Below are 15,838 nucleotides of genomic sequence, written 5' to 3' on the forward strand. Positions count from 1 at the left end.
AATATTAATCTTTAATATGGAATAACGTGAACGTGTGTGTGAAAAACTGACTGTTCAGGCGCATTTGTATTAATTAAAATTTTGAAGCCTTGGCCGCCTTTATCTAAAACTTCTTGTTTAGCTAATTTACGCGCAACATTAATCAAGTGCGCCGCAGTTTCATCGCTCTCAAGGGTAATATTTCTTTGTCTTTCAATCGGAACTACTAGAAAATGACCTTTGCTAACAGGGAATTTGTCATAAAAAGCGACACAAACATCGTCTTTATATATGAAGTTTGCTTCTAATTTGCCACTTATAATATCTAAAAAAACATTATCCATTATACCAACTCCACAAATACCAAGCTTTTAGCGGCTTCTCTTAAAGCAATACTTGTTTTATTAATCTTAATTTTGTATCCTAAATCAGCAAAACTCTTAATTGCTGTTTCGTAAAGAGTTTGGTCATTTAAGAAGAATAAAAAGGCTAAAATATCCAATTTATCTTTGTACATTGTGTTATCGAAAGATAATAATGTAACTTTTGATTTTGTTGATTTTGAGTCTTCTGAATTTGGAAGTTCAACTTCTTGAGATGCAGCAATTGGCGCAATTTGATTTAAATAAACTACCGTAGGAGTTGTTTTTTCACCTGTTGAAATTTTGTATGGATTAATAACGAATCCTTTTTCAATTTCTGTGTTTACTAATCTATTATTGTTTACATCAAAGTATCCATACAAGTCTTTTTTAGCTTTTTTATTTTTAAGAGATTCATAATCTCATTTTAATGAATACGATGTTGTTGCTGATTTAAAACCTTTGTAACCGTATAGTTTTTTATCATCATCATTGCCTGAAATAAACTCAATGTCAGCTTTTAATTGGTCTTTAGACTGACTTGAATCTTTTCAAAATTCATTAAATGTGTCTGTATCTTTTATAGTTGGAAAACCACGGGTGAAAAATGAGTCATTATCAACTTTAGTTTCAGCATCTTTCATTCAAATTTGAGCATATTTTTTATCAACTGCGTATTTAGCAAGTAAGTAATTTTTTAACTCATATTTAATATCTTTTGTATATTTAAAGTTTTTGTCAATTTTCTTTAGCTCTTCTTTTGTGTTAATTGCAAAATATTTATTTACAAATAACATTTTTTCAATTTCAGCTCTAATACCAGTTTTTTCATTCAATCAAAGCACTTTAAAATGATCTGTTGTTATTTCTGAATGAGGTTGAATAGTTTTTAGAGTTTCGATTTCTTGATTATTTAAAATTCTGCTTGATGTTCAATCAACAACTTTTTGCGCAAAATAATATTTATCTTTATCTAATTTATTTTTTGCATAAAGTTTGAATGCTTTTTCACTATCTTTAAATAAGTTGGATTCTTCTTTTTTAAATTCATTTATATATGTTTCATCAAGATTATTTGAATCATTGAATTTAATTTTGTATAAAGATAATAGAGTTGCTCTTGTAAATTTTGCTTTTAATTGTTCAGCAGCATCGGCTTTAATTAAATTATCTTGTTTAATTTTTTCAACAGTTTTAACATTTTTTGCACAAGAAGCAGAAACAAAAGGAATTGCAACTAATGAACTAGATAATATGGCTAAATTTATTTTTTTCATTATTTGTTTCCCTTTCTTAATTCATTTAATTTTTCGAAAACTAAAGCGCTAGCATCTTTATCTTTATTTTTTGTTGAATTTGGGAAAAATACTTTTTCATCTTTATAAACAAAGTTGCTGTCATATTTGCCTTGAGCTCTATCTTTCATTCAATTATCAACTGATTTGGTTAAATTGAAGTTTCTTTGAACATCTTCTGCGATAAGAATATTTTTGTTATATTGTTTGAATTTTTCAATATCTTTATCATTATATTTTGCATTTTCAATTGGTTTTTTGTTTTCATCAAAAGCATAAATATTTTTTTGCTCTTTTAGATATTTTAAAAATTCTTGTTCATTTAACATTTTTTCTAAAACATATTGTTGTTGTGTCAATGATTGATTAATTAATTGAAGTGCATTGTATTTTTTACCCGATATTGAGTTTTTATATTTGTTGCTCAATAAAAAGTCAGACTTAATCATTTCTTTTAATATTTCAGGTTTGGACTTATTTTCATATGCTTTAATTTTGTCAATTGCTTTGACATTAATTAGACTAATACCTTTTGAGGTTAGGATAATTAGAATATCTTCACTGCCTTTTAATTTATAAACTGTTTGAATTTGGCCTTCTTTTTCAAATAATTCAACTAGCGGTTTTACAATAAGTTCATTAAATTTTTCAGTGTAAATTCCCTCTTTTTTAACATCGCTAGCGTCATCAAATAGTTTTTGAAGTGCTTTATTGAATTTTCCAATTTCAGTTTGAGCTTCTTGTTGACTTTTGTTTTTAAGTGAATCATCTGAAATTTGCGAAATACTATCAAAATTTTTGATAATGTTTTCTCTAATTTCTTTTAGTTTGCCAAATAAATCAACCTCTTTAACATCATTTGTATACAAATCAGATAATTGAGAAAAGGCTTTAAGTGTTTTATCACCGCCGCCAACCAATAAATCATCAATTGAAGTAAGACCGGTTGAACCTCAATTTGTTTTGATTTCTTGTTCATCAAGAGAAAGCTGGGCTAAAACAGAACTATATTCCGCAATTTCTTGATTTATTGTTGATGAACTATTTTCTTTAGCTTTTGCAACAAGTTCATCGTATGCTTTGAAGTTTTCTTTAATTTTGTCAAAAGCAGGAATGACTTTAAAATTATTTTCACCTTGAGCAGGTCAATAAAACATTAGTTTTTTAACTGCGTTTTTATCAAAGTTTCATTTTAGTTCTTCGCCATCAACTTTTTTGCTTGGAGCAATTCCGGGTAGAGTGAATTGACTAATTAAAAATGGGTTATGTTTGCTTAAGTAGTGATCTATAAATCCTTCAGCACTCTTATATGAATCTTCTGTAACAAAACTATTGGTCATAAAAGTCATTTTTTCTTTTATTTGATCCATTTCAAAGTAGTTTTTATCCTTTTGGAAAAATTTAAATACTTTATCGCCTTTTTTGTACAAAATTTCATTGGTTAAATTGCCATTTTTATCAAGTTTGAAAATATCACTTGTTGCAGTTCTATCAATATCATTAATGTTAAATGATGTGTTTAAAGAAAAACGACGTAATGCATCATTTTTTATTGATTCATAAACCTTAAAATCTACAGCTTCATCAATGTTTTTTGCACCATTAAACGATTTAACAAGCATTTCGTTGAAAGCTTGTTCTCATTTATCAAAACCATATGTTTTAATTAACAAGTTTTTAACATCTAATAAAGAACCACGGTGTTTTTCTTTTAATTCCTTAATGGTTTTTAAAGCAATATCATTACGTTGTTTATCATCTTCTTTTCTTGAAGAGTTTCATAGTCTTTGATATTCTTTTGAAGCTTCAACTTCTTTATTGTAAAGATAGAATAATGCATGACGAAAAACATTGTCTAGAACTTTTTTGGGGTCATTTGCATCATCTGCTAATTTGTTGCTTTTAAGGTCTTTAATGTAGAATTTAACTTCATTATTTGAGTTTGAACCAGGTGTTTTGTAGCTAAATACCGGTGTGTTGTCCGGAAGTGGTTGTTCATAATTTTTATTCAAACTTTGAGCTATTAAAGGCGCAGAAATACCAGCTGCTAAAGCCAATGTTAAAAGCGAACTTATTGTTCAAAATTTTCAATTTCTTGATTTCTTTGATTTGGGATTTTGATTTTCTTCTTGTTGAGCATTTTTTCTAGTTAAACGCTCAAAAAAAGTTTCTTTTCTTTTAGCCATATTCCCTTCTTTCTAATTAATATTAAATTTAATATTGTATATTATACATAAATTTTATTTTGTCAAACATTTGAAAATGTATAATAAACATATGAACAAAATTAGCCAATTAATTTTAGAATTTGAATCAATTTTGAATAAAAAAAACATTAATTGGTCAATTTCTAAGAAATTTTATGATGCAATAATTGCTGGTCAAAATATTGAAAAAAAATATAGCGTTGCGCTGTATTGAAAAGATTTTTCGTATCTTGCTTACTTATTCCCTGATAAATTCAAATTCAGTAATAACAAAAGCAATAAAGGTTATTTAGCATCATTTAAATTTGATAAGCAAGTTTTACCAATTCAATTGATAATTGGAAGTACAAGGGAAAAAATTGAATCAATTGATAAGAAAAATAAATCGCGTTTGAAATATTGAGATGCATCAAAAAATAGTTTATTAACTATACTAAAATCTACTGGCACACAGCCTATTCAATTTAAAGAACTAATATATTTACTTTCTGATACGCGACCTACACTTTATTTTTTTACAGATTCAACGCTAGATAAATTTATTTTTTACAATAATTTAAATTGAAATAAATGCAAAAAAATCGAATTCGAAGGTGTTTTTTTGCCTTATTTCAATGATTTTGAATTGGATTCATTGAATATTAAGATATAATTTTATATATGAATTTTAAAAGAGATAATATCACTTTTACATCATCATTATTCATAATTTCGACTACATTATTCTCAATTTTTTCTGTAGTTATTTTTTATGATCCGACTTTTATGGATATTTATGAAGAATTGCCAACAGTGTTTGCTTTATTCAAGGGATTTGGCTTTACAATGTTTTTCACAACAATAAGTAATATTTTTCTTGGTATTACAATGATGTTGTTAGTTATTAAGAAAGAATCAAAAGTTATTAAAAGATTATTTTTTAACGCGGCTTGTTTAATGGCTATTACTTCGTTTGTTTTCTGAAGTTTGATTATTTTTTGGTCTGCAGCTTGATACAACTATCCGGTCGCTTTTATGAATGTTATCCTGCATTTTATTAATCCAATAATTGGTCTTTTAATTCTTTATTTATTTAGAAAAGAAGTAAAAATTAAAGTATTAGACTTGTTTATCCCAATATTTTGATTTGTAGTTTATTATTTCATTGCAATTTTAATCTATGTTGCAACATACGGTATTTTTAAAAATGATACAGGCGTTGTAATCTATAGTTTCTTAAATTTCCGTAAACCTTTATTTTACAGTGGTGATAATAGCATGGTTATTTTTGTGTTAAATTTTGTTATTTTATTAGGCAATATTTATATTCCACTATTACTGACTATAATATTGATTAAGTCTTATAAAATTAAATTGTTTAAAAAAACTACATAGCAATATGTAGTTAAATTTATGTCACAGTTTAAATTAAATAAATTATTTATTACGTTTGATTTCTTTAAGTCTTGCTGATTTACCACTTCTTTCACGAATGTAGTTTAGTTTAGCACGACGTACTTTATTTGAACGAACAACCTCAATTTGAGCTATAAATGGTGAGTGTAATGGGAATGTTCTTTCAACCCCAATACCAAATGAAATTTTTCTAACTGTAAAGTTTTCTCTTGTACCTGATTCAGTTCTTGAAATTACTAAACCTTCAAAAATTTGAATACGTTCTTTTTCACCTTCACGGATACGAACATAAACTTTAACGTTGTCACCTACTCTAAAATCTGGGTGATCTTTACGTAGCTGACTTTGTTCTACTAATTCAATTAATCTATTTCTCATTATTGATCCTTTCAATTATGTCGGGTCTATTTTTTAATGTTTTTTTATATTGCTCATCTTTTTTCCATTTTTCAATATCTGCATGATTGCCATTTAATAAAACTTCTGGCACTTTCATACCTTTATATTCTCGAGGGCGGGTGTATTGGGGGTAATCTAATAATCCTGCATCCTGAAATGAATCAAATTGGTGTGATTCTTGTCTAATTACACCTGGAACTAGTCTAATTATTGAATCCGCCATTACCATTGCAGGAAGTTCACCACCAGTCAAAACATAATCTCCAATCGATATTTCATCATCAACAAGTTCTACAACTCTTTCATCAAATCCTTCATAGCGTCCTGCTATAAATGTTATTTGTGATTTTGTTGATAATTCATTCGCAATTTTTTGATCAAACTTGCGTCCTTGTGGTGTTACTAAAACCTTATAACCACCTCTATTTTCTAACGAATCTAGTGCTAAATCAATTGGCTCAACTTGTAAAAGCAATCCATGACCACCACCATAAATTTCATCATCGACTTTGTTGTGTTTATTTTTACTAAATTTCCTAAAATCAATAATATTAATGTTGATTAGGTTTTTTTCAATTGCTTTGGCAATAATCGATTCATCAGTTAGCGGTTTGAAATAATTTGGAAAAAGAGTTAAAAAATTAATTTTCATTATTTAGCGTGTTTTGAATTTTTTTGAAGTTTTTCATTTAAACCGTGTTTTCTGAATAAGTCGAAAACAACTTGAGTTAGTTGAGCACCATTGTCTACTCATTTTTGTACAAGTTCTTCTTTAACAAAGAATTCTTTTGTGTGTGGGTTGTATTGTCCTAAAGCCTCAATAAATCTACCGTCACGTGGAGCACGTGAATCAGCAGCAACTATTTTATATTGAGCATTAAATTTAGAACCAGTTCTTTTTAGTCTGATTTTTACCATAAAATATTCTCCTTAATAAATTAACTGCGACATTTGTGTCAAGCAAAAATACTTGACAGCATTATTGCTTTATTATTTTACATTAAAAACAAATATTCAAAACAAAAAAATGTCAAGCATTTTTGCTTGACACGATTTTTCAAAATATATTACTATTTAAGCTCTTCTAACTCTTCAAGAACAGTTGATAACCCGGAATTTGAATAGTCAGGACCAACGCAATGAGCAATTGCTTTTACATGTTCTTGTGAACTTCCCATGCAAACAAAATAACCTAAATGATATTTTGTTGGCATATCGTTTGCTGAATCACCAATATGCATCGCATCTTTTGGGTCAATATTTAATAATTCGCAAACAAATTTATTGGCAATTCCTTTGTTAGCATCGCTTGGACCAACTTCGATTGTATAACCATTCGATACCAAATAAAAAGCTAGTTCAGGATATTTTTTAGATAAATAATTGTGTAATTCTTTTGTTTTTTCAATACTTAAACCAAAAACAAGCAATTTTGAAAATGGACCATTATTATCAATATCATTGTAATTAAATTTAGGATTTTCTTTTGACCATTCTTTAACTAGAACACCTTCAAAATTGCCGCTATGGTACATGTTTTTTATGCCATTAATATATATACACATATTATGCTTCTTGAATTCTTCAATAACATTTAAAACAATATCTTTAGGCATCTCTTTACGATAAACTTCTTTATTATTTTTATCAACAACGAGAGCCCCATTTAAACACACAACATACTCACTGCAAACTTGTTGCGCTATATTCATTGTATATTCTGTATTACCTCTACCAGTTGAAAAAATAACAGGTTTAGATAAATTTACTTTTTTAGCAGTTAATATATTTTTTTCGCTAATTGTTTCGTAACCATTCACTTTATCAATAAATGTTCCATCTAAATCTAAAAAATATATCTTAGCTTTTTTAACTAAATTTTTCATTCCATAATTTTAACTAATATTAAGAATCAAAAAAAAAAAAACAAGGCCTGCTCCAACGTTTAAAATAGCTTTTAGTATTTTTTTTACTAAAATCAATTATTTTTCAATTGAATAAGTAATATATCAAAATTTTTATTGATTGAAAAAACAAAAGAAATTTACAAGAAAAATGTGGTATTAATTACACAAATTTGAAAATAAAAAAGAAAAACAAAAATTTAGATGATTGTTTACATCTAAATTCCTAAGCAGTAAGTTCAAGTACAACATATGCAATTTTCAATGCAAAATATTGCAAAATGCTATTTTGAACAAAACATAAATCAAATATCAGTAAAAGAAAAAATCGAGCAAAATGGTAGATGCTTGATTTTTTTGATTATAAATATTGTTTAATTTTAGTTATTTGATTAGTGATTTTTAATAATTTAAATGAATTTATTTTGATATTTATCAAAAAAAATTAGATTATAAATTCTTGAAATTAAATCAAATATGAGGATTGTTTTGGCTGTTGATATTTTGACTTTTTAAAGCTACGATGCAGCTCCATTTGCATCTGAAATTGTTCTATATTTATTAATTAACTCACGCGCTAGTTTAACATAATCAGAATTTTTAGGTTTCGTTCCAAGAGTTTTGATTTGTTGATCAATCTCTTCAACCTTTGAAGGGAAGTTGGCTTTTAATTCTTTAATTAATGCATCAAATTGATCTTTAGCGGTAGCTTGCCTTTCTTTAATTTGTTCTGGAGTTGGTAATTTCACTCATTTTGGTAACTGTGATTTAAATTCTTCCCCATCCAATTTTAGAGTAGTAATTAAATCTATAATTGCTTTGACACCTTCTTGAATAGTGTGAGGTTTCTTTAAATCAACTTTGTCTGTAATTTGTTTTAATTGTTCCTCTTTAATTATTTCACTCTCGCCCTTTGCTCATTTTAATATTTCCTCATATTGCTGTTTATAAGGGTGAATTGATATCTCTTCTACAATCTCATTCAATTTAGACAATTGTTGATTATAAATCTCTACTGTTGGCGGTGTAGAAGCTTTGTCTATGACATCCACAATCTGATTGTATTGTTCTTGATATTTAGTTTTTGTGGCTACATCTTTAATACCATCAAGAGCGCTTTGAATCTCAACTTTGTTTTTGGATCATAACGCTGTTAATTCTTTAAGTTTTGCTCATTTCTCAGGGTTGGCTTTAATTTCTTTATTCTCAGCCATTAATTTATCATTTAAACTTTCTAATAGTTTAATTTTAGCTTCTAAATGTTTGTTGGCTGCCTCTAAAGCTGAGATTTTTTTGTCTTTAGCATCATCGCCTTGAGGGGCGGGTGTTGGTTTATCAGTTTCTTTCTTTATTTGTTTGTCGCAAGACATTGCTACTAGCGGCAGTGCACAAGTTGTTAGTGATGCTGTTAATATTATTCTTTTTTTCATATATTTCCTTTTTACATATTATTTAGGCTTATTATAAGCATTTTATTATAAAACTGCTAAAAAATGCAATTTTCAAGGAAAAATATTGCAAAAATGCTGTTTTAGGCGAAACATACAAGTCTAAATATCAATTAAAAATCAAGCAAAAATGGCAAATGCTTGATTTTTTAATTGTAAATATTGCTTAATTTGAATTCTCAGATTAGTAATTTTTAAGAATTCAAATTAATTTATTTGATATTTATAGGTAAATCTTAGATTATTTAGCACTATTTTGTTTTGATTTTTTTAAAACCAAATCTTTTATTTTGTCTTCTTCAGCTTTTAAATTATTTTGTGCTTCTTCATCTTTTTTCTTTTGCTCTTCAATTCTAGCTTTTTCTGCTTCTTCTTGTTTTTTAAGATTCTCCATAGCCTCTTTTATTTTTTTATTTCTATCAGCATGTTGCTTTTTGTATTTTTCTCTTTCGGCCAATTCTTGAGCAATCTTTAATTGTAGGTTATTTTCAGGATCATTTTCCTTTTTAAGTCTCTCTTCTTCAAGTTTCATTGCTATTTCTTTTTGTTTGTCAGGAGCATCACTTTGCATTGAATCTTTTTTGCCTTGGTCATCCCTAGTTTTTTTATCAATTTTTGAACTTTCTGTACCAGTTCCTGTTTTTTGACCTTTTTTGTCATCAGTTTCAGTAGTTTTTTTGTCGTTTGAACCTACCTCAGGTTGCGATTCGCCGCCTTGCTTAGTTTTAGGGCTTGATTGATTATTTTGGCAAGCAGCAGCAACAAAAGGCATAGATAAAAGTGGGGCACTAATAATAACCATATTTAGTAATTTATTCTTTTTCATATTTATTCCTTTTTACATATTGTTTGGGCATATTATATATATATATATATATATATATATCAAAGCAATTTTCTTAAAAAAACTGCTAATAAATGCATTTTCGGCAGCAAAATAATGAAATATTGAGCGGTATTATAGTGATAATAAAAAAATCAAGCAGTGTAATAGTTGCTTGATTTTTGATTATTAATTTGGAGAATTTGAATTATTGAGCTAATTCAATTTCAGTAATACCTAATGAGTTTAATTTTTTCTTAAATTCATCTAATTGTTTTTGGTCGCTAATTTTAACGCCCTTAGCAATTAGTTTGTTGAATTTATTTCTATGTTGATTAAAGGCTTCAACGTTAATAGTAGTAATTTCACTAGGTAGAGTAAAGGTTGTAAAAGTAACTTCTTTTTCTTTTTCAGAATCTTTTTCTTTAACTTTACGGGTTTCAGTTTTGATTAAAGAAGTTGCTTTATCTTTGTTAATAAGAAATAGAGTATGGTTGATTGTTAAAAGACCATCTTTATCGAAAAGGGCTTGAGGGGCTTTTGTGGAATTAGAACCAAAAGCAAGAGGGTCGAATTGAGCATTTTCAGAGAATTTTATTTCTTTTAGGCTTTGGCTCATTAGTGCTTCTTTGCCAATTTTTGCAACTTTAGGGGCAATAATTTTTTCGATTTTTGAGTTTTTAAATGCTGCATTGCCAATAGCGATTATATTTTCATTTGAAAACTCAGTTAGGGCAGTTTCTGAGAATACACCTTCAGCAAGCTCGGTAATTTGATTTGTTAGAGCGGGGAATTGAATAAGTGATTTTGCGCCTTTAAAGGCATTTTTACCAAGTTTAGTAATAGGAGAAACAAAAAGAGAAGAAAGTTTAGGTGTATTTTCGAAGGCACTATCGCCAATTTCAGTTACTAGAGGCATATCAACTTTTTCTAGGTTAATTAAACCTTTAAAAGTTTCGTTTTCAATAGCTTTAACTGCCTTGAATGAAACTTCTTTTAAAGAAGAGTTAGCGCCAATGTTGTCTTTACCTGAGCGAAATAAGTCTTTAGGTAGAATTGCAATATTTTTAGAAGTAACTTTTTCTAGTTTGCTTCTTAAAAATAGTGCTGTAGGTTCAATTTCCGTAACATGGTCAGGAATATTAAGTTCAATTAAAGTATTTGATCTTAGTTGTACGTATTTATTACCATTAATTGTTTCAGATAGATTACATGATGTAGCAATAAGCGGAGCAAATAATAATGGTGTAGAGCTTATAAGTAGTGATTTATTAAACTTTTTCATTTATTCCTCCTAGCGAACTGATTTATCGTAGACTAAACCAGCAGCAGCCGGAGCCCGTGATGATTTAGCAGTAATCATAATAACAATTAATGATAATATGTATGGAGTTGTCTCAAGTAGAGGTGAATAAGGTCTTAATGTGTTGATAAATGCACCTGTTGAGAATGATAGAGCATATAGTAGTGAAAAACCAATAGCAACACCACAAACAATGAAAATGTTTCACTGGCCCATAATCATAATTGCAAGTGCTAAATATCCATAACCAAGTACATCTCCATTAAATGAAGCAGGGGTTGCTTGAGCAAATATTGCACCAGCAACTCCGGCAATTGCGCCAGAAATGGCAATACCTTGTCATTTGTATTTGTAAACATTAATTCCGGCAACATCGGCTGCTTGTGGATTTTCACCGATACTTCTAAATCTTAGACCTCATTTTGTTTTATATAAAGCGAATGCTGAGAAAGCAATGATTGCTAAAGTAATAACAATTTTTCAAGAAATAATTTCTATTTTTTGCGAACCAGCAACTTCAACTACATATTTTAACTCAGTAATACCCATAGTAGGTTTACGGTTACCGTTACCAAAGAAGTCAAGTAGGATAATTGCTATACCAAACGCTAATAAGTTAATAGCAAAACCCGAAATAGTGTGTTCACTTTTTAGTTTAATGGTTGCAAAACCATGAAGTAATGAGAATAATGATGCACAGCCAACAGCGAATAGCGTTGCTGGTATTTGTCATCATCCTGAAGATTCATTGCCATCAAATTTTGATAGTGTGTTACTGAATGCAAGATAGCAAGCAGCACCAATAACCATCATACCGTTGATACCAAGGTTAACAATACCAACTTTTTCTGAGAATAGCCCACTAATTGCGCCTAGAGAAAAGATGCAAAAGAACAGTAAAAATCAAGAATAAACGTTAATTGTTAATGCCATTATGCCTCCTTTCTCTTTCTAAATGGACAAATATGCATTTGTTTTCTTTGAGAAATAATCATTTCATATGTGTCATTGTGTTCAGATTTTATGTCTTTAATTTGGGCTTTACGTTGTTGTTTTAGTTTGAATTTAACACCAACTCCAAGAGTCATTAATTGGTAGTTAATTTTCATTTTTTCACCATTGATATTTTCAAAGTAGGCAATAGTTTGGTCATCACTATTTTTGTAGTTCATAGCATTTGTTAAATACTCATTGGTGATTTGTGCTAATTGTTTACGTAATTGTTTAATTTGCAGTTTAAATGAATTTTCTGTGTTGTTTAATTTTATATCGCTTCTAATTTCGCTTGGTACTGAATTAGAAGGTTTGAATTGCATTTTTTCAGTTTTTCATTGTTGTTTAAATTTAGTTATATTAGCTTTAATATCACTCATTAATTGCGCATTATTATCTTTTTTAGCAGCAAATAATTCAAGTTGAATTTGGTAAAGTTCATTTGCTTTTTGGCAGTTGAATTTAGCTAGTTCAATTGCGTTGTTTAGCTTAGTGAATTTAGCAGTATAAGTATCTTGAATTTTGGCAAGTTTGCTAATTGAAGATTGATAATTTTGGCTATTAGAATTTTGTTCTAAACCATAAATTTTTGCGTTATATTGAGCAATTAATGAAGCTTTTTTAACAAGTAATTGTTCTAGTTTTCTATATTTTAGATAACGTGGGTCTAATAATAATAGCACTTTTCTAACACTGAAGTTAATTGGTTTAAATTGCAAGAACATAATTGATGTTGCTGCAAGATATAAAATAACTGATGTAATAACTTGTAAGTCTTCAGGTTGAATGTAAAGTGGTGCTAATTGTAAGCTAGGTCCTGAAGTATAAATGTATGTATAGAAAAGTGATGAGAATAGAGCGCCAACTGGTGAGTTTAGGGCAAGTAAACTAATTGCAATTGCCTCAAAACCTAAGTTAAGCGGTTGCGTAATTCCTAAGAAGAATCCTTCACCAATTACATAGAAGTAAAATCCGGCAATAGCTGATATGGCAGATGAAACTCCAAGCACCATAACAGTTAAAAGCTTGTCATTAACTCCCATATATTTACCATTTGATTTAGAAATACCTTGCATTCTGATTTTGTAACCTAGGTTAGTAAAGTTGAAAATAAAGGTAATTCCAATTGATAATGCTAATAATGCAACAATTCCAACAATAAAGAAGGCCATTTTTACATTTGTACTTATGTTAGTAAATGCCGCATTTGTTCCTTGCAAGTTATCGGCAAAATAGTATTTTAAGTGCGCTGAACTAAAGTTTGGTCAAACAATAGAAGCTGATGATTGTTGGAAAATTAGCATTGATAAACCAACAATAATTCAGTTAATCATAATTGTTGAGATAACTTCGTGCACATTTAAATAAGCTTTAAGTGCTCCAGCCACTAAACCAATAGCAAAAGCAAATATGATTGATATAAATAGGGCAATAACTAGTAATCAAGTAGGTGTTTCTTGGTATTCTGTTGCTCCATAACGAATTATTAGAGCAAAACTGACAAAACCAGAAATCATCATTTGGCCTGGAATACCAATATTGAATAAGCCCGCCTTAAAACTCAATGCACAAGCTATGGAGCTAAAGCCAAATACTAAAAAGTATTGAAGTATTTTATATTTGTTTGAACTATTAAAAGATTTAAGAACAGTTGTAATAATCTCAATAGGGTTAACAAAGATTGAACTTTGTACACCTTTTTTGACTACGATATAAGCAAAAGCAATTAAAATCCCAAAAAATAATGACCATAAAGAAGAAGAAACTTTGCGAGCAGTAGATTTTGTTTTATCTAAACGAATAAATTCTGATGCTTTAGCAGAAAATTTTTGTCAAAGATTAAACTTTTTGTTTTCTGTTTGCATTATTTTTCTCCTTTCATTTTATTTGCTTGATTATTTTTGTAATCTTCATAAATTTCATTAAATGAAGTTTTTGCATGAATTAACTCACGCTTTGTTTCATTGAATAATTTAGATTTTTGTTCTTTTACTTTTAATAAACTTTCTTTTAATTCATTGATTATATTTTTATCAGCACCTTTGGTTTTTTTTGCAACTACAAGACTTGATTTAATTGAAGCTTCTTGAAGCAAGATTTGTTCTTTTTGTTTTGCAATTTTTCTGTTTAATGCTGTGATATATGAATCTTTTGAGTCTTCAATATCATTTGGATTGAATCAATTTTCTGTTGATGAAGAAGAAGCTGACATGAATTTACCAATTTGTTCACGAGTGATGTTTTTTGCATCATTAATTGATAAAATTTTACCCTCATTAATAACAGCAATTGTGTCTGCAAGAGCTAAAACTTCATCTAATTCATATGAGATTAGTAAAATTGCTTTACCTTTTGCTTTTTCATCAAGAATTTGAGTATGAATGTTAGTTATTGCACCAATATCCATACCACGAGTAGGTTGAACAATAATTATAAAATCATGTTCAGTCATCATTTCACGTCCAACAATGAATTTTTGTTGGTTACCACCCGAAAGCGAACGGGCAATACTTTTTGCACCTTGTGAGCTTCGAACGTCATATTTTTCGATAACGCTTTGAGTAAATCCAGCGATGTTTTTATTTTTGAAAACACCGGCTTTTTGGAATTCTTTGTCTCAAAGTCTTCTAATTACAGAGTTTTCTTGGATGCTAAAATCAAGAATAACTCCATGGTGATGACGGTCAGCTGGAATATAAGACATGTGTAATTTACTTCTGTCTTGTGCATTTGTGTTTGTAATATCTTTTAACTCATATTTATTTGTTTTTTCGTCAAGAACTAAAAGACTAATTGAACCTTTTGATGGTTTTTCAATACCACCAACTACATATTCAAGTTCTTCTTGACCATTGCCAGCTACACCAGCAATTGCAAATATTTCACCTGCATGGATGTTAAAGTTAATATTTTTAAGGTTCTTTTTAAGTTTTGTTGTTGTTAGATTTTTGATTGAGAATACAACATTATCACGTTTGCATTCGATATTGTTTTTAATTTCGACAACTTCATTACCAACCATAGCCTTGATAATATCATCAATAGATGTTTGACTCATAATAAAGTCGCCTGCCACTTTACCTAAACGAAGAACTGTAGCAGTGTCAGCTACTTGTTGTATTTCTTTAAGTTTGTGGCTAATAAAGATTATTGTCTTTCCTGCTTTTTTAAAAATTTCAAAAGATTTTAATAAACCTTGAATTTCTTCATCGGTTAAAACAGCTGTAGGTTCATCAAATACTAGAATATCGTTCCCACGATATAGCATTTTCATGATTTCAACTTTTTGTTGAGTTGAAACAGTTGCTTCACCTGATTTTTGGAAAAGGTCAAATTGTAGGTTGTATTTGTTTTGTAATGCTTTAATTTTTTTAATAGCAATATTTCTATCAATTACACCTATATTATTTGTTCATTCCTCACCCAAAATAATATTGTCAAGGTTAGTATAAACATCAACTAATTTAAAATGCTGGTGCACCATACCTATACCTAGTGCATTGGCATCATTCGGTCCAGAAAAAAGCACTTTGTTGCCATTAATTAGGATTTCTCCACTTGTTTGTTCATATAGTCCAAACAAGATAGACATCAAAGTACTTTTTCCAGCCCCATTTTCGCCAATCAATGCATGAATTGTTCCTTTTTTTACTTTGAAAGAAACTTTATCATTTGCAATGATTCCGGGGAATTTTTTAGTTATGTTTCTAAATTCTACTGCGTACATTTA

General features: G+C 28.8%; 15 protein-coding genes. 2 read left to right on the top strand and 13 right to left on the bottom strand.

Features of this window, described 5'->3' with window-relative positions:
• Positions 1–11: 11 nt before the first annotated feature.
• From hinT to MBVG596_RS01845, 3 genes are read right to left on the bottom strand one after another with little or no spacing between them, the layout of a single operon-like run.
• Positions 12–323: a histidine triad protein HinT gene (hinT, locus tag MBVG596_RS01835; RefSeq protein WP_096386348.1), complete on the bottom strand. Its 312-nt coding sequence runs from the start codon at positions 321–323 to the stop codon at positions 12–14.
• A complete protein-coding gene (locus MBVG596_RS01840) occupies positions 323–1,618 on the bottom strand; it encodes a HinT-interacting membrane complex lipoprotein P60 (RefSeq protein ID WP_096386353.1) in 1,296 nt (431 codons plus the stop codon). The genes hinT and MBVG596_RS01840 overlap by 1 nt, the downstream gene beginning before the upstream one ends.
• Positions 1,618–3,822: a HinT-interacting membrane complex protein P80 gene (locus tag MBVG596_RS01845; protein ID WP_096386358.1), complete on the bottom strand. Its 2,205-nt coding sequence runs from the start codon at positions 3,820–3,822 to the stop codon at positions 1,618–1,620. The genes MBVG596_RS01840 and MBVG596_RS01845 overlap by 1 nt, the downstream gene beginning before the upstream one ends.
• Before the next feature lie 91 nt (positions 3,823–3,913).
• On the opposite strand from MBVG596_RS01845, the gene MBVG596_RS01850 reads away from it, so the two are divergent.
• Both MBVG596_RS01850 and MBVG596_RS01855 read left to right on the top strand, forming a co-directional pair.
• A complete protein-coding gene (locus tag MBVG596_RS01850) occupies positions 3,914–4,495 on the top strand; it encodes a hypothetical protein (RefSeq protein WP_148664012.1) in 582 nt (193 codons plus the stop codon).
• Positions 4,496–4,503: 8 nt separating this feature from the next.
• Positions 4,504–5,217, top strand: a complete 714-nt coding sequence (locus tag MBVG596_RS01855) for an MAGa3780 family membrane protein (protein WP_096386368.1) — start codon at positions 4,504–4,506, stop codon at positions 5,215–5,217.
• Between the two features lie 42 nt (positions 5,218–5,259).
• On the opposite strand, the gene rplS is transcribed toward MBVG596_RS01855, so the two are convergent.
• The 10 genes from rplS to MBVG596_RS01905 form a co-directional block, all read right to left on the bottom strand.
• The gene (rplS, locus tag MBVG596_RS01860) at positions 5,260–5,616 is read right to left on the bottom strand and encodes a 50S ribosomal protein L19 (protein ID WP_004420576.1); all 357 of its coding nucleotides are present in this window, start codon (positions 5,614–5,616) and stop codon (positions 5,260–5,262) included.
• Positions 5,606–6,289: a tRNA (guanosine(37)-N1)-methyltransferase TrmD gene (gene trmD, locus MBVG596_RS01865; protein WP_096386372.1), complete on the bottom strand. Its 684-nt coding sequence runs from the start codon at positions 6,287–6,289 to the stop codon at positions 5,606–5,608. The genes rplS and trmD overlap by 11 nt, the downstream gene beginning before the upstream one ends.
• Positions 6,289–6,555: a 30S ribosomal protein S16 gene (gene rpsP / locus MBVG596_RS01870; RefSeq protein ID WP_004420572.1), complete on the bottom strand. Its 267-nt coding sequence runs from the start codon at positions 6,553–6,555 to the stop codon at positions 6,289–6,291. Before rpsP ends, trmD begins: the two co-directional genes overlap by 1 nt.
• Positions 6,556–6,707: 152 nt before the next feature.
• On the bottom strand, positions 6,708–7,523 hold the full coding sequence (locus tag MBVG596_RS01875; protein ID WP_096386377.1) for an HAD-IIB family hydrolase: 816 nt from the start codon (positions 7,521–7,523) through the stop codon (positions 6,708–6,710).
• Between the two features lie 536 nt (positions 7,524–8,059).
• Complete coding sequence (locus MBVG596_RS01880) at positions 8,060–8,971, bottom strand: hypothetical protein (RefSeq protein ID WP_096386382.1); 912 nt, start codon at positions 8,969–8,971, stop codon at positions 8,060–8,062.
• 259 nt (positions 8,972–9,230) lie between these two features.
• Entirely contained in the window at positions 9,231–9,815 is a 585-nt protein-coding gene (locus MBVG596_RS01885; RefSeq protein ID WP_096386387.1) for a variable surface lipoprotein, read from the bottom strand.
• 205 nt (positions 9,816–10,020) lie between these two features.
• On the bottom strand, positions 10,021–11,097 hold the full coding sequence (locus tag MBVG596_RS01890; RefSeq protein WP_096386392.1) for a leucine-rich repeat protein: 1,077 nt from the start codon (positions 11,095–11,097) through the stop codon (positions 10,021–10,023).
• A 9-nt stretch (positions 11,098–11,106) separates the two neighbouring features.
• Positions 11,107–12,048: an ABC transporter permease gene (locus MBVG596_RS01895; protein WP_096386399.1), complete on the bottom strand. Its 942-nt coding sequence runs from the start codon at positions 12,046–12,048 to the stop codon at positions 11,107–11,109.
• The gene (locus MBVG596_RS01900) at positions 12,048–13,973 is read right to left on the bottom strand and encodes an ABC transporter permease subunit (protein WP_096386404.1); all 1,926 of its coding nucleotides are present in this window, start codon (positions 13,971–13,973) and stop codon (positions 12,048–12,050) included. The genes MBVG596_RS01895 and MBVG596_RS01900 overlap by 1 nt, the downstream gene beginning before the upstream one ends.
• The gene (locus MBVG596_RS01905; RefSeq protein WP_096386409.1) at positions 13,973–15,835 is read right to left on the bottom strand and encodes an ABC transporter ATP-binding protein; all 1,863 of its coding nucleotides are present in this window, start codon (positions 15,833–15,835) and stop codon (positions 13,973–13,975) included. The genes MBVG596_RS01900 and MBVG596_RS01905 overlap by 1 nt, the downstream gene beginning before the upstream one ends.
• Positions 15,836–15,838: the final 3 nt, after the last annotated feature.

Origin of the sequence: Mycoplasmopsis bovigenitalium (genome assembly GCF_002356075.1) — a bacterium.
Taxonomy (GTDB): Bacteria; Bacillota_I; Bacilli_A; order Mycoplasmatales; family Metamycoplasmataceae; genus Mycoplasmopsis; species Mycoplasmopsis bovigenitalium_A.